Annotated in this window: 21 protein-coding genes; 13 read left to right on the forward strand and 8 right to left on the reverse strand. The window is 33.7% G+C overall.

What is annotated here, in order from left to right:
- Window positions 1-108 precede the first annotated feature (108 nt).
- The 8 genes from AC3ITQ_RS18075 (at window position 109) to AC3ITQ_RS18110 (ending at window position 7,074) form a co-directional block, all read left to right on the forward strand.
- Complete coding sequence (locus tag AC3ITQ_RS18075) at window positions 109-603, forward strand: hypothetical protein (RefSeq protein ID WP_489235531.1); 495 nt, start codon at window positions 109-111, stop codon at window positions 601-603.
- 186 nt (window positions 604-789) lie between these two features.
- Window positions 790-2,967 (forward strand): erythromycin esterase family protein, encoded by a 2,178-nt coding sequence (locus tag AC3ITQ_RS18080; RefSeq protein ID WP_489235532.1) that lies wholly within the window; start codon window positions 790-792, stop codon window positions 2,965-2,967.
- Between the two features lie 176 nt (window positions 2,968-3,143).
- Window positions 3,144-4,136 carry a phosphotransferase gene (locus AC3ITQ_RS18085; RefSeq protein ID WP_489235533.1) on the forward strand — a complete coding sequence of 331 codons (993 nt, stop codon included), beginning with the start codon at window positions 3,144-3,146 and terminating at the stop codon, window positions 4,134-4,136.
- A 176-nt stretch (window positions 4,137-4,312) separates the two neighbouring features.
- Complete coding sequence (locus AC3ITQ_RS18090; RefSeq protein ID WP_489235534.1) at window positions 4,313-4,684, forward strand: hypothetical protein; 372 nt, start codon at window positions 4,313-4,315, stop codon at window positions 4,682-4,684.
- A 383-nt stretch (window positions 4,685-5,067) separates the two neighbouring features.
- On the forward strand, window positions 5,068-5,337 hold the full coding sequence (locus AC3ITQ_RS18095; RefSeq protein WP_489235535.1) for a hypothetical protein: 270 nt from the start codon (window positions 5,068-5,070) through the stop codon (window positions 5,335-5,337).
- A gap of 144 nt (window positions 5,338-5,481) precedes the next feature.
- The gene (locus AC3ITQ_RS18100; protein WP_489235536.1) at window positions 5,482-5,850 is read left to right on the forward strand and encodes a hypothetical protein; all 369 of its coding nucleotides are present in this window, start codon (window positions 5,482-5,484) and stop codon (window positions 5,848-5,850) included.
- Window positions 5,851-5,903: 53 nt separating this feature from the next.
- Window positions 5,904-6,398, forward strand: coding sequence for a hypothetical protein (locus AC3ITQ_RS18105; protein WP_489235537.1), 495 nt, complete (start codon window positions 5,904-5,906; stop codon window positions 6,396-6,398).
- Window positions 6,399-6,549: 151 nt separating this feature from the next.
- Window positions 6,550-7,074 carry a hypothetical protein gene (locus AC3ITQ_RS18110; protein WP_489235538.1) on the forward strand — a complete coding sequence of 175 codons (525 nt, stop codon included), beginning with the start codon at window positions 6,550-6,552 and terminating at the stop codon, window positions 7,072-7,074.
- A gap of 261 nt (window positions 7,075-7,335) precedes the next feature.
- Here AC3ITQ_RS18110 and AC3ITQ_RS18115 read toward each other — a convergent pair whose 3' ends face one another.
- Complete coding sequence (locus tag AC3ITQ_RS18115; protein ID WP_489235539.1) at window positions 7,336-8,229, reverse strand: winged helix-turn-helix domain-containing protein; 894 nt, start codon at window positions 8,227-8,229, stop codon at window positions 7,336-7,338.
- Between the two features lie 185 nt (window positions 8,230-8,414).
- On the opposite strand from AC3ITQ_RS18115, the gene AC3ITQ_RS18120 reads away from it, so the two are divergent.
- On the forward strand, window positions 8,415-8,981 hold the full coding sequence (locus AC3ITQ_RS18120; protein WP_489235540.1) for a hypothetical protein: 567 nt from the start codon (window positions 8,415-8,417) through the stop codon (window positions 8,979-8,981).
- A 132-nt stretch (window positions 8,982-9,113) separates the two neighbouring features.
- Here AC3ITQ_RS18120 and AC3ITQ_RS18125 read toward each other — a convergent pair whose 3' ends face one another.
- Window positions 9,114-10,136: an LLM class flavin-dependent oxidoreductase gene (locus AC3ITQ_RS18125; RefSeq protein WP_489235541.1), complete on the reverse strand. Its 1,023-nt coding sequence runs from the start codon at window positions 10,134-10,136 to the stop codon at window positions 9,114-9,116.
- A gap of 427 nt (window positions 10,137-10,563) precedes the next feature.
- Between AC3ITQ_RS18125 and AC3ITQ_RS18130 the strand changes: the two genes are divergently transcribed.
- From AC3ITQ_RS18130 to AC3ITQ_RS18140, 3 genes are read left to right on the forward strand one after another with little or no spacing between them, the layout of a single operon-like run.
- Window positions 10,564-10,938 carry a hypothetical protein gene (locus AC3ITQ_RS18130; protein WP_489235542.1) on the forward strand — a complete coding sequence of 125 codons (375 nt, stop codon included), beginning with the start codon at window positions 10,564-10,566 and terminating at the stop codon, window positions 10,936-10,938.
- 15 nt (window positions 10,939-10,953) lie between these two features.
- Entirely contained in the window at window positions 10,954-11,352 is a 399-nt protein-coding gene (locus tag AC3ITQ_RS18135) for a hypothetical protein (RefSeq protein ID WP_489235543.1), read from the forward strand.
- 37 nt (window positions 11,353-11,389) lie between these two features.
- Window positions 11,390-11,659: a PrgI family protein gene (locus AC3ITQ_RS18140; protein ID WP_489235544.1), complete on the forward strand. Its 270-nt coding sequence runs from the start codon at window positions 11,390-11,392 to the stop codon at window positions 11,657-11,659.
- 319 nt (window positions 11,660-11,978) lie between these two features.
- On the opposite strand, the gene AC3ITQ_RS18145 is transcribed toward AC3ITQ_RS18140, so the two are convergent.
- The 4 genes from AC3ITQ_RS18145 to AC3ITQ_RS18160 form a co-directional block, all read right to left on the reverse strand.
- Window positions 11,979-12,353, reverse strand: coding sequence for a SpoIIAA family protein (locus tag AC3ITQ_RS18145; RefSeq protein ID WP_375032176.1), 375 nt, complete (start codon window positions 12,351-12,353; stop codon window positions 11,979-11,981).
- Between the two features lie 271 nt (window positions 12,354-12,624).
- Window positions 12,625-13,116, reverse strand: a complete 492-nt coding sequence (locus tag AC3ITQ_RS18150) for a hypothetical protein (RefSeq protein ID WP_489235545.1) — start codon at window positions 13,114-13,116, stop codon at window positions 12,625-12,627.
- Between the two features lie 43 nt (window positions 13,117-13,159).
- A complete protein-coding gene (locus AC3ITQ_RS18155; protein WP_489235546.1) occupies window positions 13,160-13,813 on the reverse strand; it encodes a porin family protein in 654 nt (217 codons plus the stop codon).
- A gap of 44 nt (window positions 13,814-13,857) precedes the next feature.
- The gene (locus tag AC3ITQ_RS18160) at window positions 13,858-16,194 is read right to left on the reverse strand and encodes an arylsulfatase (RefSeq protein ID WP_489235547.1); all 2,337 of its coding nucleotides are present in this window, start codon (window positions 16,192-16,194) and stop codon (window positions 13,858-13,860) included.
- A 400-nt stretch (window positions 16,195-16,594) separates the two neighbouring features.
- On the opposite strand from AC3ITQ_RS18160, the gene AC3ITQ_RS18165 reads away from it, so the two are divergent.
- A complete protein-coding gene (locus AC3ITQ_RS18165; protein WP_489235548.1) occupies window positions 16,595-17,914 on the forward strand; it encodes a hypothetical protein in 1,320 nt (439 codons plus the stop codon).
- A gap of 90 nt (window positions 17,915-18,004) precedes the next feature.
- Here AC3ITQ_RS18165 and AC3ITQ_RS18170 read toward each other — a convergent pair whose 3' ends face one another.
- Window positions 18,005-19,774 carry a RagB/SusD family nutrient uptake outer membrane protein gene (locus AC3ITQ_RS18170; RefSeq protein WP_489235549.1) on the reverse strand — a complete coding sequence of 590 codons (1,770 nt, stop codon included), beginning with the start codon at window positions 19,772-19,774 and terminating at the stop codon, window positions 18,005-18,007.
- A 5-nt stretch (window positions 19,775-19,779) separates the two neighbouring features.
- Window positions 19,780-23,064, reverse strand: coding sequence for a SusC/RagA family TonB-linked outer membrane protein (locus AC3ITQ_RS18175; protein WP_489235550.1), 3,285 nt, complete (start codon window positions 23,062-23,064; stop codon window positions 19,780-19,782).
- Window positions 23,065-23,124 lie beyond the last annotated feature (60 nt).

The raw sequence follows: 23,124 nt of genomic DNA on the forward strand, positions 1-23,124 counted from the left end.
AAAATTGGTTTGTATTTGGAAGATTTGGCAAATCCGAAAGATAACGCTGATTTAATCCCAAACTGTTTGTAGCGCGAGAACGTTAGGCAACATATAAGAAACACAAAAATGATTTTTCTAATAATAATGGTGATTATACTAATTGCCTCGATAGTATTTGAACAAAAAAAACTGAATCGATTAAAAAAAGAATTTAGAGAAGTGACTCTGTTTGACGATTTAATTGATTTTGGTTTTATTCCATCTGATTCCACTACAAAGAATAAGGATAATAATAAATGGTTATCAAAAAAAGATGAAAATGATGAATTTGAATACCATTGCACTTTTTATCTTGATAGAGGTAAGATTAATTTTGAAACAATATTAGAGATAAAAAGAAGAGTCATAAGTAATAATACCGGTTTAATACATGACTTTAAACTTTCAAGAAGGTATAAAGAAAAAGGGGTGCATTTGGCTGGTCGTTCTTTTATAAAATCTTACAAAGTAAAAAAAGTAGCTGATTTGCCAAAAACAGATGAAATTATAAGCGATTTTAATGAAATGATCAAAATTCTAAAAAAGGAAAATATTCGAACATTAAATAAATTTGAAATATAAAATACGTTGTCTAACAGCCGTTTGGCAAGATTGGAGTTTTAGACTGAATTTAAAGCAGGTTTTGTATTTGGAGAATTTGTGTTTAACCTAAAAATCTTGCATCTTTATTCCCTAGCCTCGCCATGCGCCAGAACGCTAGCCGTCAGTTTACGGCTGAACATAAAAAATAGAAACTAAAATCTAAAAATGAAAAGAATAGCAAATTTTATATTTTTCTTAATTTGTTTTTGTGCTAACGCACAAAATTTTAATCCGAAAATAGTAACACTATCCGAAAATCCAAATGTAGAAGATTTTTCTTTTTTGAAAGAGGAATTAAAAGATGTTCAAGTTATTATGATTGGAGAAAAATCTCATAATGATGGAAATGTATTTGAGATGAAAACCAAAATAGTAAAATACCTTCATCGGGAAATGGGATTTAATACCATTGCATTTGAATCTGGAGTTTACGATGTTTGGAAAGCACAAGAGGATATAAATAATGGAAAAAACACAAAAGAAGCATTTGAAAAATCATTATTCCAAATTTGGAGTAAAACAAAAGAATTTCAAAGTTTCATTGATTTTTATGACGCAAATAAAAACAACTTAAAACTGTTTGGTTTTGACAATCAAATTACGGGGAAATATGGCGAACAAAACTTAATCAAAGATTTATACGAATATTGTAATAGAAACCAGATTCAAATCACTTTAGATCAAGAAGATTTAGAATTACAAATGGAATCAATGTATTATGGTGTTTTTGATGAAAAAGATATTAATTATAGTGAATTTAAAAACTCACTTTCTAAAATACTGGAAGCTGTTTCTAAAAAGCAAAAAAATGAAGAACAGTTTTATTGGATTCAAATCATTAAAAACTTGATGTCATTGGGGGAAAGTAGTTATAAAAAAGTATCCATTTCAAGTACATTCAACACAACAGCCGAAGACAATATTCGTGATAAACAAATGGCTAGTAACCTTCTAGCTTATATTAAAAACCATCCTAATGAAAAAATAATTTGTTGGGGCGCAAATCAACATTTTGCGAACGATATGTCTTCAATAAATGAATCAATTATTAAAGATTTTATTCCCATGGGTTCTTATATAAAAAAAGCACTTAAAGAAAAAGTGTACAGTCTGGCGGCAATAACGGCCTATGATTCTATTTATTTACAAGGCAAATGGGAAAAAGCAATTGTTACTGAAAATTCATTTGAATATTATCTAAAAAACAAAAAAAAACCTTACTTGTTTATTTCTTCTAATCAGGATGAAATGAAACAAAAGCAATCAACGAGATTCTTCAGTCCCATCACTTTCATTGACTTGCAACCAGATTTAGTTCACGATGGTTACCTGTTTTTTAACAATACAAGTCAATCCACTTTTATAGAAAATGGAAATATTTTAAATTCCAAAACAGATGAAAGCGAAACAAATGAAACAAATAGATTTGACATTAATAATTTTAAAACAACAACAAAAACAGGAGATAAAAAACCTATCATTCTTGAGGAGGTTAAAATTGTAAACCATAAAAAAGAAAACCTAAAAATTATAAAAAAAGTAATTGATAATATTAAAACGAATTATCCAACTTTTGCTTTTAACTCAAAGATGTTTTCGAATATAGTCGTTACTGTTCAAGACAACACGCAATTAAATTTAGATTTATTTTTCAAACAATATGATTTCGGATACAACCAAAACAGTAATAGAAATACAAAATTATTAGAAGAAATCAGATGGAATACAAAAAATGGTTATGAACCCACCAATATTAGAAATTTCAGAAATTTAACCTATAATAATCCCATAATGTACTCTCGCTTTTTAGAAAGTCGAAAATTTAAAAAGTTCGGATTCTCACAAATCGAAAATGAAATTTACAATGAAAAAGAAGTTTATGTAATTGATTTCAATACAGACAGAGACCATTACAATTATACTGGCAGATCGCTACTTACCAATTATTCAGGCACAATATACATCAACAAAGAAGATTTTGCTATAGTTAAGATTATTGAAAATTGGGAGACAAAAGAAAATCAAAAAGAAATAAATCAAGACTTTGAGTTGTATGGTTGGGATAAAAAATACATCAATAAGGAACTATTAAAAGAATCCATAACAAGTTATTACAACAAAGTAAATGATTTATATTATCTCACAAAAACTGAAATAATTCAATCTGGAAAAATATTAGATAATGAAAATAATTTAAAACCTTTTGAAATAGAATTAAATTCACTTTGGAGCGATTTCAATAATTTGAATCCAACTTCAATCCAATTCAAAGACGAACAAAATACATTTCAATCGAAAAGTTACAATAACGAATTTTGGGAAACATATTCGTTAGCAAAATAAAACCTAACGCTTAACAGCTGCTACAACGAATTTGGGCAATTGGCTTAATGGAAAGTTGGTTTTGTATTTGGATGATTTGGCAAATCCGAAGAATGGGCTTAATTTAGTCCCAAACCCGCTGTAGTACCAGACGTCATTGTAAAAAACGACCGTAACAAAAGACAATCGAAGAATTAATGCTAGAGAAATTCCCGACAATAAACAGTACACTTTCACCAAACGAACTTGGCAAAGTTATTAGACAAAACTACGAGTTAAGCGATAAAACCGAATGTAGCATATTTCGACTTGCAATGAACCATTTATACATAGTTCATGATGCCGAAAAGAAATACGTTTTTAGGGTTTATACTTTTAATTGGCGGACAAAATTAGAAATTGAAGAGGAATTAAGACTTTTGCTTCACTTAAAAGAAACCAACCGACAAGTTGCTTATCCAATCGCAGACAAATCAAACGAATACATACAAGAAATTGAAGCCCCAGAAGGGAAAAGACTTGGCGTTTTATTTTCACATGCTAAAGGTGTAAAGACAGCAAAATTTTCACACCAAACAAGTTTTTTAATTGGACAAGCATTAGCAAAAGTTCATCAATCGGCAGAAAAATTTGAACTAAAGAGAATATCTTACAATACTCAAAACTTGCTTACCCAATCCATTTTAAGAACTAAAAAATTCTTTAAGAAAACCAACGATGATATTGATTTTTTAGAAAAATTGTCTGCTTTTTTAGCTCTGAAAATGGACCGTATTGACGAAAAGGAAATGAGATATGGAAGTGTTCATCTTGATGTTTGGTTTGACAATTTGCACATTGACGATGAAAAAGAAATAACTTTTTTTGACTTTGACTTTTGTGGCAATGGTTATTTATGTTTTGATGTTTCTTATTTTCTCTTTCAATTACTTGCAACAAATTTAAACGAAGAAGAATATCAAGAAAAAGCCGATAGTTTCTTAAAAGGCTACGAAACTGTAACGAAAATTAGTAACGAAGAAAAAAAGTTTTTGCCTTTTGCTTGTTTAGCAATTATGACATATTACATAAGTATTCAGTGCGACAGATTTGAATATTGGACGAATATTTTTTTAAATGAAGATCATTTAAAAAGAATGGTTGGGAATTTGAAACGGTGGATTGCTTACAATAAAATTGAAATAGAATAACGATTCAAAAAACAACGAACGGCTAACAGGTGTTTGAAGAGATTGGGGTTTTAAGCTTAATGGAAAATTGTTTTTGTATTTAGGAGATTTGGCAAATCCAAAAATAGGGCCTAATTTAGTCCCAAACCCGCTGTAGTACCAGAGCGTTAGTGGTAATTGTAAACACGATTTTGCTTATGAAGCACATTTTTAAATTCTTAGTTTTAATAATTTTTACTCAGACAAGTTTTGCCCAAAACTTTGATAAAAATCTAGTTTCAAAAAAAACAGAATTGAATCTGTCTTTTGAATCAAAAATGCGAGGAATAGAAAGTAAGAATGTTGTCTATTACATTGAAAAAGACATCCAAACTTTGTCGGCTTACGAAAATGGCAAATTAAAATGGCAAACAAATATAATTTCAGTTTGTGGTAAACCGAGCGTTGGAAAACCTGAAATAAGAGTTATAAAACCTAAAGCAGATAAATTATTAATTGTTTTTGGAAAACATAGTTTTGCTGAAGTTGATATTAAAAACGGTAAAACTGAATATTTAGGGGAAGATTAAAAACAACTACTGCTAACAGCTACAACGGATTTGGGCATTTGGCTTAATGTAAAGTTAGTTTTTGTATTTGGGATGATTTGCTTCGCCTGTTCGTCCCGATAATTATCGGGACTCGGGTGGCAAATCCGAAAATAGGTTTTAATTTAATAGCCATTGCCACAAAAAATCACAATTGAAATGAGGCTTATTTTGAAGTTTATATTCTTATTTATAACGATTTATTTACTCGTTCCCTATTCTATTGGAGTGTTTGGAAAAATTCAAAAACCAGAATTCAAAAATCTTCCAATAAGTGATTATATATGGATTGGAATCATTTTAGTGCTTATGGTTGCGCTGAATATTAAATGGTTTTATCTCGACAAAAGAAAACGCAATATGTTATGAATATAGAAAAATTTAAGCCAACTTTCGTTTCTATTCTTTCCATTATTGGAATAGTAGCGGGAATTCCATTCGGATTTTATTGTTTGACTTTAACAGGTGGCGCTAGTCTTGGTGGTGTTTTAGTATTTGGAATTGTAGTCGGTTTAGCTGTACTCTTAGCAATCGACAGAGTGCTAGCATCATTTTTAAATCCAAAAAGATTATCAATAATAGAGTTTGGAATATTTGTAATATGCTTGCTGATATATTTTGCTACAGAAGATTAAGCAAAGTCTACTAACAGCTACAACGGATTTAGGCAATTGGCTTAAAGAAAAAATGTTTTTGTCTTTGGGATGATTTACCCAAATCCACTGTAGTACCAAGACGTTGACGGTTATTTAACCGATCATTTCACTAAATAAGAAACAATGAAAAAAATTTTACTCTTACTTTTATTACTTTCAACGAAAACCTTTTGTCAGATTTCTCAAAACGAAAGTAAACTCACTCAAGCCGAAACTGAAGCTTTTATTTTGAAAGAAACCAAAGAAGGTGGAAAATTAGATTTTTTCACACCAATAAAAGGTAAAGAGTATAATGGCTCACAAATTAAGCCTGGTATCTATGCTTCAAATATTGAAGTTGCGCTGTATAAATGGGGAAAAATAAACTATGAGCTTGGAATTAAAAAACTCGATAATGCCTTTAAAATTTTTGCAGAATATAAAGGTAGAGAATTGAATGGAAAAGAAAAGTCGTTAATTAAAATGGGATTTGAAAAAGAACTAGAAAAGTAAACGACCGCCAACAACGACTACAAAGGATTTGGGCATAACTAAAAAAATGAAAAATGAATATATTTCCGATAAAATATTATGAAATAGAATTGTTAAGTGACAGTTCGAAAGCACTAGCTGAATTGGAAAAAAATACAATGATTACAGATTCACTTGATTCAGAATGGACTAAAAAAGCATTTATTGGACAAGTAAATAAAAACGGATTTAAAATAATATCATCAGAACCTGGACGCGGAGCATTTTGCGTTTTAAGCGGAAAATTAGAATCAAAAAAAGGATCTGTTGAAATTACAATCAATAAGGCTTTCCGTATAATGTTATCAATCATATTTTTATTTCCAATGGTTGGATTTATAATATCCTTTTTTATAAAAGAAATTGAAGTTTCAATTTCACTAATTATTCCGACATTAATGTCTATTATTGTTTTTAGATTTATATTAACTGAAATAGCATTTAGAATTATTTCTAAAAACGGTTTGAATAAACTAACTAGTATAATCGGAATTACGAACCTAAAAATAATCCAAGCACAAAATAAATAGCTATTGCAAAGTGGAAAAGTTTGCGCAGATTGTTACACCGTACAAAGATGCGACAACAGATTTGGCAAATACACGAATAGGGCTTAATTTAGTATCAAACTCACTTTAATATCAGAACCTTAGTGGGCATTTTAACAACCTCGCATAAAAAATGAAATTTGAAATACCTTTTGACGAGAATATTTATAGACAACAAATTGAATTAACTTTAAAGATTGCTTGGGAAAAATTCTTGAGAGAAACTAAAAAAACAGCTATAGTTGCGTTTATTTTTATCTTTATTGGAATTGTAATACTATATGGAAAAGGAAATATTGGAAATTTGTTTATAATTTTAGGAGTAGTTTCTGCAATTAGCTCAATAATTCGATTGAATAAATATAAGAACGCAAAAAAGACAACAGAAAGGATAACTGTTGAAACTATACAAAAGTGGAATGAAAATCCAATTAGTATATGGGAATTTGAAAATAGTTATTTTAGATTTAAATTTTATGGAGGCGATTATAAAATCAATTGGGATAATTTTAAATACTTCAATGTTGTTAATCAAACCGTATTCTTCGGTTTCAAAGAAAGCGGGAATTGGTATTCATTATCAGAAAGTGAAATTGGGAAAGAAAATTTCGACAAAGTAATTGATTTTGTTGCGTCTAAAATAAAAACCAGTCACTAATAGTCGTATGCCAAGATTGGAGTTTTAGGCTGAATTTAAAGATGATTTTGTATTTGAATGATTTGTCAAATACAAAAACAAACCTTCTTATGAAAACGAGTCCCCTAGCCCTGATGGGAGGAAAAATCCTTTTGTGCTGGTCCCGATAGCTATCGGGAGGCACAAAAGATTTGGAAGGACAGCAGGACACGAGCGATAGCGACTGACGAAGTAAATAGCTCCTAATTAAAATTATACTTCTGCATCCGCTTTACTTTTATATTATAACGTGCTAATCTCAAGCTTATACCCTTTTCCGCGAACCACAACAATTTTTATGTTTGGATCAAATTCCAGTTTTTTTCTAAGTTTTGATATGAACATATCCAGACTACGTCCCACGATAACACCTTCATCTTCCCATATCTCTTTTTGAATTCGGTTTTTCTCGATAATCTCGTTGGGAGACAAGGCAAAAATGAGTAGCAAACGGGTTTCAGTTCCGGTTAGATCTATTGTGTTTTCGTTTACAACAAGTTTCTTGTTTATCGTATCAAACAGCCCGGAGCCAATAGTGATTATATCGCTATGTCCATTTTTAGATAAAGATTTTTTCGACTTAAAAGGTTTCAAAAGAATAAATCCTAAAAATCCTAGAAAGGACAAACCGCCCAGAAGATATCCATTCTTAACTATATTTAGGCCTGTTGGTTTAAATTTAATACTAATGGTATAACAAGCTTTGGGTTGCTTTCTTCCTGAGCAGGCTACAATATTCTCTTTCTTGTTTTTGGATATAGCATATCCATAGGCTACACTTGAATCACTACAGTTCAAAACATTAACAATATAATTCCCTGCAAACGGAGCTTCGTCTAAAAAGCGACTGGTCGTATTCATTAAGCTGTCCGGCTGAAAAGTAAAATCACTTTCAAAACGAATCAGGTATTCATTTTCTGCAATTTTTTTCACAGGCAGTATTCGTGATATACTATCACCCGACTGTAGAAGTATTTCATGTCCAATTTTGCGGAGTAAAACTTCCCTTCTGGCAAAGTTAAAGTCATCACTATCCTCACTGCTAAAAGCAGCACAGATTAAACAGATAAGTGAGAGCAATAATAATCCTAACACGTATTTGCGTTTTCCTGAAAGAAGATTTCTGCTATTGAACATAGTTTCAAGTTTTATTTGCAAAGTTTACATTTTTCTGTTATTAAACATAGTGTCAAGTTTTTATTTACAAAGTTTACATTTTTATTTACAATTATAAGCCCACAATCCGCAAAATAGTAAAGTAATTTTACTTCATAAACTTTAAAATGAGATAAAACTTTATTACTAATTAAAACAACAAAAAGATGAAAAAAATCCTTTATGTGCTGATCTTATCGCTGGTTGTGGTAAGCGGTGCGGTATTTGCTAATCGCGAAATTAAAAATGAAACTCCTAAAAAGTCAATCTCAAAGCCGCTCTCTGCTGCAGAAAGGAAAGCTGGTTTAAAAAAATGGGAAGCTACACCGGATGGTGTAATGTACAAAAAATGGCAAGTATCTCCAGCCGGTAAAAAAGTGCATGCCAGCGTGACTAAAATAAGCAAGTCCGTTATAGAGTACACCAATATGGAAGCCGTTGTGACCTCTCTTTCTCTTCCGCCGGACTCAAGATTAGGTTTCGGCATGATGGTTAAAATTGATGGTGACGATTATATTCTTGTTTTTGGACCAGAAAGGGTTGGCACGAATATTTTGAGTTTTAAATATGAATTTGAGCAATTACATCAGCTGAAAGTTAACGACAAAATAATTATAAGAAGCCATCACATATCGCAGGCACCAAAATATTCTTATCCCATAATAGCGGGTGACTATGTAGAACAAGATGGCAAAATACTTTATAAACGAGAAGTCAACAAAGACGGTTGTTAATTAAATAAATTATGACATAGCTTAATTAAAGTTTGTCTTGCCTTACTGAGAAAAGTTTCTTCGCTTCTGGAAATAGCAAAAGCCTTCTGATCTTTTAGAAAAGAAGGCTTTATTATATTTGTTTTGAAGACTCTAGCGCCAACCGAGCTCAGGGGCAATATATTTTAGAATAGATGACAATATGTGAACATTATAATCTACACCTAAAGTGTTGGGAATGGTCAAAAGTAAGGTATCAGCTTCCTGAATGGCTTCGTCTTGCGCCAGTTCTGCAATGAGTTTATCCGGCTCAGCGGCATAACTCTTTCCGAAAATTGCCCGTTTATCTCTTTCTATATTTCCAAAACTATCAGATCCTTTACCCTGATCTCCAAAGTAATATTTGTCCTGATCGTTGACTAGTGCAAAAATAGAACGACTAACTGAAACTCTTGCTTCGTGCTTGTGTCCTGCTTTTTTCCAGGCTTCTTTATATAATCTGATCTGTTCCGCTTGTTGAATATGGAAAGGTTTCCCATTTTCGTCATACTTTAACGTAGAACTTTGCAAATGCATTCCATTTTCAGCTGCCCAAACTGCCGTAGCATTTGACGCGGCTCCCCACCAAATTCGTTCTCGTAATCCTTCTGAATGCGGTTCAAGGCGCAATAATCCTGGCGGATTGGGAAACATCGGAAATGGATTTGGCTCAGCAAAACCTTCACCTTTTAATTTATCTAAAAATTCCAAAGCTTTTTTACGTCCCATATCGGCATCAGTTTCACCTTCTATAGGCTCATAACCAAAAGCGCGCCAGCCATCAATGACCTGTTCCGGTGATCCTCTGCTGATTCCTAATTGTAAACGTCCTCCTGAAATTAAGTCGGCAGCACTGGCATCTTCTACCATATACAAGGGATTCTCATACCGCATATCGATCACACCTGTCCCGATCTCTATTTTACTCGTTTTGGCACCTATGGCTGAAAGTAACGGAAAGGGCGATGCTAACTGCGTTGCAAAATGATGCACCCTGAAATAAGCACCATCAATACCAATTTCTTCTGCCGCCACAGCCAGATCAATAGACTGAAGCAGTGTGTCGCCTGGAGTACGAGTTTGATAGGAAGGATGATTGGCCCAGTGTCCAAACGATAAAAATCCTATTTTCTTCATCGGTAGCATTATTAATTATTATTATTCCAAATATACGCATCATTATCGAATGGATCTACAGCCTTTTTATGTAGTTTCCTCCAAAAAAAATCTGCACTACAACTATCCCTGAACAAAAATTTCTTTAGAATAACCATTAAATAGAAGTCGTGTCGCAATTTCTTTATCAGTAAAAAAGATAGGAATAAATATAGTGATGAACAGTTTTGTCCGCCTTTACCTTTCACCTGGAATTATATGATTTAAACTTTGTGGCTCAATCACATGGAATTTCCGTACAAACTGATAATTATAGAAATTCAATTTGATTTTCTGTAACGCTTTCCAATTATTCTAAAGCTAAATTTGTAAAAATACAAGCCATTAAAAAAGTAAAAGCCTTGGAGGTTTTCTTCCGTTCGACAAAAAACAATTAAAATTAAATATCATGGAAAAGTATAATAATGAAAATTATGGTCAGACAGATCCAGATTTTATAGATCAGGAAACACTTATTGATAACGATAATTATAAAAAAGAGGAAGATCCGTATGAACAGCATTATAACGGAGAATTTATAGGAGATGTGAATCACGAGACCAATGATTACAGGCGAAATGAAAATATTCCGAACGAAGAAAGAATCATTAATGAGGATGGTTTAATTACCAATGACGAAGAAAAGGATACAGAATATGTTCCTGATGACGTCGATGATCATAATAAACCTGACGATGATGAAGAAGAACATATAGATGATGATCTTGATGAAATGGATGACTTTGAAGCGGAACATTTTCCTGAAACACATCCCAGAGAATAAGAAACACGTCAGTTTATGGATCTTTCAACCCAAATTATTTGGCTTTTTGTTTTAGCGGTTCCAGTTGCTTGCATCAGTTGGACGGTAACGCATGAAGAAATTTTTAGGGAACCCAGAGAATGGTGTGTCAAACATTCTAAAAATGACAGGACATTACTGTCACGAAAAGCGTTTTATCTTTTTACCTGTGAATACTGTTTTAGCCATTATGTCACAATTGCCTGTTTATTCTTTACGGATTATAAACTTTTGTTAAATGACTGGCGCGGGTATATTTTGGCAGGATTCTCGCTAGTTTTTGTTGCGAATGTCTACATGAGCCTTTTGGCTTTGCTAAGACAAGCTATCAAAAAAGAAAAAGTAGAGATTGAAAAAATCGAGATTGAAACAGACAATGAAAAAATCTCAAAATAAAAGACAAAAAAGTTCAAACAAATAAATTATTATAATCATGGAAAATTTAAATTTCATAGACCCGTTGTTACACGGTATTACACCAAATCCGGCCTCTAAACTTTCTGTTAGGAATTTAGTTTGCGCTGGTATAAGCACGCTTGTTGTTGGTGCTGTATTAAAAAAAGCTGGTCATAATAAGACCGCAGCTGTTGTTGGAGGTCTTGCGTTACCATTGTTAGCCTCAGCATGCTATAAAAAGCTATCAAAAATATCTAAAGATAAAAAAGCAGAAACTGAAAGTAGTGGTATTGAGTATAATCACTAAGATTTAGTTTTTTTGTTTCAGGTTTCAAGTTTCAAGTTTCAAGTTGTTGGAACGGAATATCTGATCATAAAATTAGCCACGAAAATTCATGAATACCTACGGTTATGTAGAAAATTTATGAAGGCGTGGCTATTTTTTTGTTTCAATTTTTTTTGGTTTCAGGTTTCAGGTTGTTGCAACGGAATAGGAGAGTAAAAAAATTAGCCACGAATTCATGAATTTTATTACATCATAGTAAATAAATAATTCGTGAATTCGTGGCTGTTTTTTAACGCCCAGCAAACCTGAAACCTGAAACCTGAAACAAAAAAAACTAATCTCAAGCCAAGTTAATATTCCCCTCTACCCAGTTTAAGGCTTTATTGAAGTCTATTTTTTTGAATCCGTGGAATTCTCCCGGAACGACATAGCTAAATCCGTTGGTAAACGAAATAATATCTTCTGAATCTGAAATTATAGCCGCTCTGTTCCATTTTCCAAGATGCTTTAATCCAAGTAATGCATCTTCTAGCCAGGCACCGGCAGTGAAATTTTCTAAATCTGTATCCAGAACCAATAAAAAATTGATTTCATTAGTCTGCTTTATTAGATGCTCAACAGCAGGAACGACTACACTCAGAAAATCTTCTTTAGTAACTTCTGCCAATGCTCTAAAGGCGACTATATTATCAGTTGTGTCTATTTGATGTATCATGATATTCTATTTTGAATTGTTATTAATTGAATGCAGTTTATGCATTGATTTTGTTTTCACAGTTCATGTGAAGCTCTATCAAAAATACCAATACTATAGGCTTTAATTATTATATCATTGCACTAGTATTTTATAAAATAACTATCTTTTACGAAGGTTCTAAGGGACTAAGAACCTAAGCTTCTAAGTTTTTTTGATCTTAGGACCTCAGTCTCTGAGAACCTCAGCACCTAAAAAAACAAATGCAACTCTTAAGAGTTGCATTTGTTTTTTATTTAGAAATTTTTGATTTATCTATTTCGTCGATAAAAGGAATTGAATCCTGAATTTCGCCTCTTATAGTCACTTGTAAATATTGTTCTAACTGAACAAATTTTGCAGCATTACGTCCGCCAACTGCTTTTTTAACTTTACCGAATGTTTTAGACAATAACTTATCTGATTCGGCATTCGTTTTCAAATTAGCTTCTGTTAATTCTGCCGCCTTTACATCATCAAGATTATCATAATTATCAGCATAATCTTTTATTAGCTGCATTTTCTTTTGTCCTAACGCTTTACGCTGCGTTTCATATTCATCATAGATAGTTTGAAATGCCGCCGCCTGTGGTTCTGACAAGTTCATATACTGTTTAACTAAATCTGCTTTAGATTTACCATAAATACTCTGAATTACGGCAACATCATCTGCCAGACTTGAACCAGATTGGGCATATCCGCCTGCAGTAAAAGCTAAGACAATTGCTAAAAATATTTTTTTCATGATTTTATTTGTAAGATTGAAATTCGATTAAAGGGCTGTTTTTTTATTTACTGAAGTCGTAGCTTATGGCAGCTCCAAGTCCAAATTGAAATGTTGATGCATAATCAGTAACTCCCACAGGTCCCCAGTAGTAGTCCCAATAGTAATCATATCCAACAGCTGCTGACATAGATTGTAAATAAGCATGCAGATTGATTGATACAGGTGAATTGGTTTTTACTTTTACACCGGCTTTAATTTCCCAGGCAAAATAAGTTCCACTTCCACTTTGAGGTGTTTCAAGAATAGCTATACCAGCACCAGCACCTAAAAAAGGCAAGGCTTTCGAAGCACTTGACCCAAAATAATACGTATAATCTGCTAATATATAGTTAATAGCACCATCATCATCACCGGCGTTAACCTGACTTCCGGCAGGAAAAGAACCATTACCACTTAAGGGAATTTTTGTGTATAAAGGCATCTTTGTATCAAGTCGGTTATATTTTAACTCAATTGATTGGTTGTCGATAAAGAAATATTCCAATCCTGCACCGTACTCAAAACCATCCTCCACACGTGCGTATGAGGAGTCGAATTCTACTTTGTCCGAAAAGGTATAACCTCCATATAAATTAAGTAAAAATGACCCTTCACTTTGAGCCGACATTGTCAGCGAAAAGAAAAAAACTGCGAATAATAAGTGATACTTTTTCATAATGTTTGATTTTTATTTGATTTGTAATTGACTTAATTTTTGATTTATTTTTTTGTTTCTATTGTTACTTTATCCAATTTTCCATTAAAATGTGATGATGTTCCATAATCCACAACAGGAGTTCCATCGTCTGTGCCTACATCTGCAAGATCATCTACAGAGAAAATTCCAGGCTGTGTTTTGGTCAGTTTTCCTTCTGCAACTTTATTTCCATCAACTGTAATAGTTCCTGTTCCTCCTTTTCCTAAGCCTTCACCATCATATTTAAAATCATATACTATAGTGTGCTTTCCTGGCTTCAATACTTTATCTGATTGAACATTATAAGTTTCCAGTCCAAGATAATTGTAGGCAAAGGCAGGTTTCCCTTCTTTGACATAGAATGAAAATCCTCCAAACCTTCCTCCTTGACAAACTATTACACCATTAGTATTTTCTTTAATTTCAACCTCACTTGTAATAGAATAGGAAGTATTTCTGGTACTTATAAAAACATCAACACCCATTCCTTTCATTCCTTCTCCATACGTAACTTTAGTTCTTTTTCCCATTACATCAGGCCGTCCTACTAGTTCTGCATCTAATCTCTCCAGTAAGCGATCATCAATTGGCAGAACATGATATTTTTCGGCATCCCTCATAAATATAGCCTGAAGTTCTTTGAGCTTTTCAGGATTTTTTGAAGCCAGATTATTGCTCAGAGAAAAATCTTCAGTAGAATTGTACAAATCCCACGAATCATCTTTTAATGAAGTTGCCGGTTTTTGTTTCCATGCTGGTCTGTGAATCGTTCTGGCATACCAGCCATCATGATAAATTGCTCTATTACCAAACATTTCAAAATACTGCGTCGTATGACGTTCTTTTGCTTTAGCATCATTAAAACTGTAAACCATACTTGTTCCTTCAATCGGATCTTGTTTGATGCCGTTAACCTCTTTTGGTGCCGGAATTTTACAGGCTTCAAAAACTGTTGGTGCGATATCAATAACATGAGTAAATTGAGAACGGATCTCCCCTTTGGCTTTTATTCCCGCAGGCCAGCTGATAATTATTCCATTTCGTGTTCCTCCAAAATCTGATGCTACTTGTTTTGTATATGAAAATGGTGAATCCAAAGCAACAGCCCAGCCTGCTGCATAATGCGGATAAGTGTTAGGTCCGCCCCATTCTTCATAATGTTTTAGCATATCCTGAACGGTTTCCGGAACCCCATTGAAATAAGTCATTTCATTAAATAGTCCATTCATAGTTCCTTCGGCGCTTGCTCCATTATCGCCAACTATGTAAATAAAAATAGTATTGTCTAATACTCCAAGATCATCAATAGCATCATAAAGACGGCCAATTTCATGATCTGTATGTTCGCCAAATCCAGCGTAAGTTTCCATTTGACGGGCAAACATTCTCTTTTCATCTACAGAAAGTGTACTCCAGTCTTTTATATCAGTCGGTTTTGGCCCTAATTTGGTATCTTTCGGCACCATTCCCAGTTTCTTTTGACGTTCTAAAGTTTCTTCACGAACTTTATCCCACCCCTGATCAAATTTTCCTTTGTATTTATCAATATAATCCTGCGGTGCATGATGCGGTGCATGTGTAGCGCCTGTTGCAAAATAAATCATGAAAGGTTTATCGGGAGTCAGAGCCTGCTGAAAACGTACCCAGCTTATGGCTTGGTTTGTCATATCTGTAGTAAAGTGATAATTAGGGTCTTTAGGAACTTCAACCTGAGCAGTTCCGTCATAAACAAAGGGTGCCCATTGATTGGTTTCTCCTCCAATAAAACCGTAAAATTTATCAAATCCGGAATGTGTTGGCCAGCGGTCTAACGAACCTGATACCGAAATTTCCCATGGTGGCGTTTCATGATACTTCCCGAATGCACCAGTACTGTAACCATTTTGTCTCAGTACTTCGGCCATTGGAGTTATTGTTTGTGGTCGTATACCGTTGTTGCCAGGAAAAGCGGTTGCCGTCTCCATAATTGAACCTGCGTTGTTGCTATGATGATTATAACCAGTAAGTAAAGCAACGCGTGTTGGTGAGCAAAGTGCTGTCGTATGAAAGCGATTGTAACTTATTCCTTCTCGTCCAACTTTATCGAGCACGGGCATATTAATCGGCCCACCAAAGCGACTTGAAGCCCCAAAACCCATATCGTCTATTAAGACAACTACAACATTAGGAGCGCCTTTTGGAGCTTTTACTTCCCAGCGCGCAGGTGCCTTAGCATCACGGGCGTTCAGTTCTGTATAAGTTTGTCGTGGTGGTTCTTTTATTGGTAACGAAGTTCTGTCAAGATTTTGTCCCAAAGTTATTTGCGAAAAAATACAGTTTATCCATAGGACAGCCAACAATGAAAGTAATCGTTTTTTCATGCTTCTCTTTGTTTATGCAAATTAAATCTGGAGAAATGGGGAATTTAAATTATCCTGATTAACAAAAAATATCGTTACTTTTTCATTATATAACTCTGATGATTAATCAGATTAAATAAAATAGTAATATTAATTTCTCGAATTTCAATTTAAATATTGTCCTTTCTTAAAATTACCTCAAAGCTAAATAGAATTAAAAATAAATATCTGAGCTATTCCTTTTTATTGGTTTCATTTTATAATTTGAAACCAAAAAATCAGATAAAATTTAACGTAAAGATATTAAAACATTCCTTACATAAAACACTCTATTTAACTGATTTTCATATATTTGAATACAATTTAACACTTACATTCTTAGAAAAATAAAATTATAGTATCAACTTTAATCAAAAATCACATGGCAGAAGTTTACAAAGTAGTTACAACGCTTTATGCACACATGTATAAAAGCATAGGAACCGACGGAAAACCAAAATCAAAAAATAATACCATTTTGATGGGATCATTTGTCAAAGTTTTACCGGAAGAAAATGGCAACTGGCAAAAAATTTATGCCTTTAGCAAAGAAGGCTGGATTGACAAAAACTGCATTGGTTTATCTCCATCCTTAAAATGCTTTTATGTAGATGTTGGTCAGGGCGATGGTGCTTTGATTGAAGTAGGGAATGATGAAAACGGACTAAAAATGATCATTGATGGAGGGCCAAATGATAATTTAAGTAACTATTTGAGTAAATGGCAATACAAGTATTATTTTGATAAAAACAAGAAAGTCCATCTGGATTATATCTTCATTAGTCATTTTGACAAAGATCATTATCAGGGCTTAATAGATATTATTAACGATGATCATTATACTATCGGAACCATTTATCATAACGGAATTGCGAAATTCAATGATGCAAAGGTTAATTTTCCAAAACTGGAATATAATACCGAATTAGGAAAGAAAACTAAACACGCAAATGAATATTTTCTCGAAACTTCCTTTACTACTTTGGCTGAATTTAATGCTTTAAAACTAAAAGGCGGTATGCTTGATTTACAGGAAAAATTTCTGGCCGCAGTCAACAATGCTACTTCTCAGGGAAGGTTAACCAATTTTGAGCGTCTGGATCATACAAGCGTTATTCCGGAGAAATTAATCAATAATAAAAATTTTAAGATTGAAGTTTTGGGTCCGGTAACTTCTCAAATCAACAATAAATTAGCCTATAAATATTTTGATGATGAAGCGCATACGATAAACGGACACAGCATTGTTTTGAAAATTACTTACGGAAACCGTTCCTTTTTATATGGAGGAGATTTGAATATTCCTGCTGAAGAACATTTATTGGAACATTATAATCCTTTAAATCCTTTTGAGGTTGATGTTGCAAAATCATGCCATCATGGAGCATCTGAATTTACAACCGATTTCATGGAAAAGGTAAATCCTTATGCAACAGTAATTTCATCAGGAGATAATGAAACCTATTCGCACCCGAGAGCCGATGCTATTGGATGTGCCGGAAAATATACCAAATCAAAAAGACCGCTGGTTTTTTCGACTGAATTGGCCCGTTCTACCGACAGTACCAACAGAATCAAATACGGGATGATTAATTTAAGATGCGATGGAGAAAACATTATTATGGCCCAAATGAAAGAAGCGGTCAGCAGTGGCAGTGTTTGGGATTTATATGAAGAAATTCATTTTAATCCATCTATTTAATATTTCTGATTTGTCTCAAAAAACAAAAGCCTGTCTCTCACGAAACAGGCTTTTTGTAAAAAAAATAAATAAAAATAAACTAACACAAACTTAATTGTATCCTTGATTTTGTGTGAATTCCTTAGTCACATCAATTGTTGACTGCGGAATTGGGAATACTCTTCTAAAAGGCTGTGAAGCCGCTTTTGCAGTTCCCGGTAAATCAAACTTTCCAAAACGGATCATTTGTGGTCTTCTGTATAATTCCCAGTATAATTCGAAACCAATTTCCTTGTACAATTGCTCAGCATCTAAAGAGGTTAAGGCTTTTCCCGGAGCACTTGCATATAAAGATTCTCTTTTTCTACTGGTACGCAGTTTATTCAAATCTTCCATAGCTAATCCTGTACTTCCTTTTCTGAAATAAGCCTCTGCTCTCATCGTGTAAATTCCACCTAAACGAAACAATGAAATATCAACATTACTGTTTCCGTTTCCTCCTTCCGGGTCAAATTCATATTTAAAAACACGCGCTCCCTGGTTGATTTCATTTTGAGCAAAAACAGCCTGAGCAGGATTTTTAAACGTTAGTGATGGTGTAAAATCCATTCTTGTAGTCGTACTTTTTTCCATGTACAAAGGAGAAACCTTAATACGATTGCCAATCATCTCTAAAGATCCTGAAGGCAATAATATTGGTCCGTATTGAAGTCCGGCCTGAATTCCTCTGTTAAAATGAAACCACGGTAAATTAGCGCTTTTCGGTACAATATCTGTTGCAGGGACGCTCACATCGGTACCATCATTCATAAACCATGTACCATCTGCATATTGATAATGTTGCTGAAATCTTGGATCTTCATGATTACCATCCCAGGTTGCATAAAATTCAGGAGTGGTACAAGCTGCATTTGTTCCTCTGTTTGCGGCAGATGTTCTCTGATTACGTTCCATAGACACATAAGCAAAACTGTTAGAACCGTTGCGGATGTAATCGATCTTTTGAGAAATAGCGAAAATAAGTTCTTTTCCGTTTTCGTTATCTCTTGCAAAATTTTTGAAATAATCGCTTTCTAAACTGTATTTCCCGGAATTGATTAATAATGAAGTATAATAAATTACACGGTCCATATCTGTTCCTCCTCCGCTTACAGCAGCTTCGTTAAAATTAAAGCCTGAACTAGCATTGTAACGATCTTTAAAAACGGCACGGTTCAAATACATATTAGCTAAAAACGCATATGCAGCTTCTTTTGTAAAACGTCCGTGATGCGTTTGCTGCTCACCCATTGGGGCCAAATCAGGAATCAAAGCTTCAACATCTGTGATCAATTTATCAATTTGAGTATCGGCTTTTAAAATTTGTAAAGGTGCTTTTGGGTTCATCGGATCTCTGTATGGGGTTTGTCCATACAAATCTAAAGTGGTGTACATGTAATACGCCAAAAGAGCTTTAGCTTCAGCCAAAAACAAGGTTTTCTGTGGGATCGAGCTTTCTTCAATCGACTGAACCGCTGTTAGAGAACGCGTAATTCCGTTCGTTAATAAATTCCAATTATTACCTACCACAGCATTATCAGATTTCCATGTAAATTCATGCATGTCTCTCCATTTTCCACCATCACCCCAGTCACTTCCGCGAGTTGGTAAAATAGCTTCATCTGTTGTGTATTCCTGTAAAGAAAAAACGGCTCCGTGATCTGTAAAAGTTCCGTCTCCCAATCGATCATAAGCTGCAGCAAGTGCGCCTGCAGGATTAGAGGCATTATCTCCTAAAACCTCATCCAAAACAACCTCATCAAGATCCGTACAACTGGCAAACAACCAGATGAAAGAAAATAATGTTATTAGTTTTATATTAAAAATTGTATTTGTCTTCATAGTAATTATAATTTTAAAGTTGCTCCAAAACTGAATGTTCTGGAAGTTGGATAACTAGCATAATCAATACCAATAGATTGATTTCCTCCATTTGATTTCGGACTGTTGATTAAAGGATCATAACCAGAATAGTTTGTAATCGTAATTAAGTTTTGTCCTGTAACATAAAGTGTCAATCCGTTGATCCAGTTCATTCCTTTTAAATCGAAATTGTATCCAACACGAGCTGTATTTAATCTGATAAAGTCTGATTTCTCTAAGAAAAGTGTAGATAAAATTGGCGAGTTTGTAGCATTTGCACCCGACTCATAATAACCTGTAGCAACGTTTCTGTCAGATGCTAAGTTGTTTATGTTTAAGGCATTTAATCCTGTATTATTCAATAAATAACCTCCGGTTTGTCCAATGATAGAGAAAGAGAACGTAAAGTTTTTGTATCTCATATCACTATTAAATCCGTAGTAAAAAGTAGGTAACGCTCCCTCAATAATTACCCTGTCGCTGTTATCAATTTTCCCGTCTCCGTTTTGATCTTTAAAGACATTCGCCCCATTGGCGTCAAAACCAGTATGCTCTAACAAATAGAAAGATCCTGCAGCATAACCGCTTTTATAAATATTAGCATTTACGCCTGATTGTCCCGGTCCTGAAATAGTTCCGCTTAAAATTTCTGAAACTGGCAAATCTTCAATTTTGTTATTTATAGTCGCTCCGTTCATATCGATATTCCACGAGAAATCTTTATTATCAATAATTTTTGAACCTAACATAAACTCAAAGCCTGTGTTTATGATTTTTCCATCGATATTCGTCCAGATTGTAGTAGTTGGACTTAGAGCCTGAGAAGGAACATTCAAAATCGCATCGGTCGTGGTTTTGTTGAAATAATCTAAAGTTCCATAGAATTTATCATTCCAAAAACTAAAATCTAAACCAGCATTATATTGCGTAACAACTTCCCATTTTAAATCAGGATTTGGTGTTCTGTTTACTGAGACTCCGTTTACCAGGTTCAAATCATCATATAAATAATATCCGTCAGCTCCTGCAAGAGAATAACTTGCCTGAGTAATTTTATTTTCAACTTCCTGGTTTCCTGTTTGTCCCCAGCTTAATCTTAATTTTAAGTTACTAACAGCTGAAGCATTTTCTAAGAATTTTTCTTTAGAGATATTCCAACCCAAAGCAGCTGAAGGAAAATATCCGTATTTGTTATTATCTCCAAAACGAGTTGAACCGTCTGCTCTCATCGACGCCGTTAAAAGATATTTATTATTGAAACTATAATGTAACTTTCCAAAATATGATTGTAATTCGTTTTCCTGAGCATATCCTGCAACTCCGGATTGTGTTCCTGCAAATCCAGGATTGATTGAAGGTGGTACACCAACTCCCTGATTTGAAATTCCGTCAATACTGAAACCTGTCCCTGATCTTTCAAATTTTTGATAAGAGAATCCACCTAAAGCCTCAAACTTGTGTTTGTCTAACTGTAAATTGTAAGTCAAATAATGCTCGATCAAAGAGTTTTTTGAATCTAAATTATTCTGAACATATTTTCCTTTTGGATTTAAATCTGTTAAGTTTGGAAAAATTGTCGTGCTTCTTTCTGCTGCAGAGCGATCAAAACCAATATTCAATTTATATTCCAATCCGTCTACAATTCGTAATGACGCTTCCAGGTTTGCCAAGACTCTTAATGTGCGCGTTTCGTCATCATATATACTTAATAAATAAGCAGGATTATAATGCGCATTCATGTTGAAGTTGGTGTACTTTCCGTCAGCATCAAAAACAGATCTTGTTGGGTTTGCCATTAAAGTGTGCACGATCAATTGTCCGTTAGAACCACCATCATCACTTGTTGGTACTCCATCATCCTTAGTTTCACTTGCCGTAAGATTCAGTTTTACTTTCAAACGTTTGTTATCCAAAAATGATTCAGCCGCGTTAATTCTTCCTGAAATGCGTTTGAAAGCACTATTTCTGATAATACCTTCCTGATTCATTTGTGCAGCAGAAGCGTAATAATTACCCGTTTCTGTCTGCTTAGAGAAAGCCAATGAATTATTTGTTGTAATAGCTGTTCTGTAAATTACATCCTGCCAGTCTGTATTTCCGCCGTGGTCAAAAGCCGGATCTTTAATCGCTTTTCTATATTGATCAGCATTTAAAACATCTAATTTATTAGCAACAGTCGCAATTCCGGTATAAGAATCAAAAGTTAAAGTTCCTTCTCCTTTAGATCCTTTTTTAGTCGTTACCAAAACAACTCCATTAGATCCTCTCGCTCCATAAATGGCTGAAGCCGAAGCATCTTTTAAAACTGTAATCGATTCGATATCACTATTATTCAAAAAGTTTAACGGATTTTTAGCTTGTGAGCTTCCAAAACCAACATTACTTGCACCTGGACTTACATCATCATTAGACAATGGCACTCCATCAACCACAAATAAAGGTGTACTTCCGCTTCTGATAGAACCAACTCCACGAATCGTAACATTTACACCTGCTCCCGGCTCACCACTTGTACTTACAACGCGAACACCAGCTACTTTTCCTTGTAATAATTGATCCGGAGAAATAGTGGGACCTTGTTTAAAATTAGCTGCTTCTAATTGTGTAACAGCTCCTGTAACATCTTTTTTAGATTGCTTACCGTAACCTACAACTAAAACCTCTGCCAATTCAGCTGTATTTGGTTCCAATTGAATCGTCATAAAACCACTTTGAACAGCCATTGTTTTTGTTTTATAACCTAAATAAGAGATTTCGATTGTTTTTCCTTCTCCAACCGTAATTTCAAATTCACCGTCAAAGTTTGTAGTCGTTGCGTTAGATGAACTTGTTTCCTTAATCGTTGCACCAGGAATTGGTACTTTATTTTCATCAACAATTTTTCCTTTTACTTTGATTCTGTCAACCGCTTTATGAGTTGTCGTTTTTGGAGCTTCTGTTTTCTGAATTAAAACTAATTTTCCATTAATATTATAATTGAAATTAGCTTTTTTAGAAAGGTCGCTCAAAATCAATGCAACAGATTCATTGCTATAATTTACTGTATAAATCGTATTATCAGCAATTATAGCCTGTCCATAGCTAAATTTATAATCCGTTTGCTGGCTTAATTTTGAAAAGATAGAAACAAGTGTAGCTTTTTCTATTTTATTTTTTACTTTTGAATTTTCTAGGAAACTAGTTGTACTGTAACCATTTTGAATGGCCAGTAACGCCATTACTAAAAAGACAATTCTCTTTAGATTTAAATAGGAAAGTTTAAAATACATGATTTAAGTTATTGGTTTTTTATCGATACTTAATTATTAATCGCAGTTGTTCTCAGCAAC

The organism is Flavobacterium sp. KH_001, assembly GCF_057840745.1.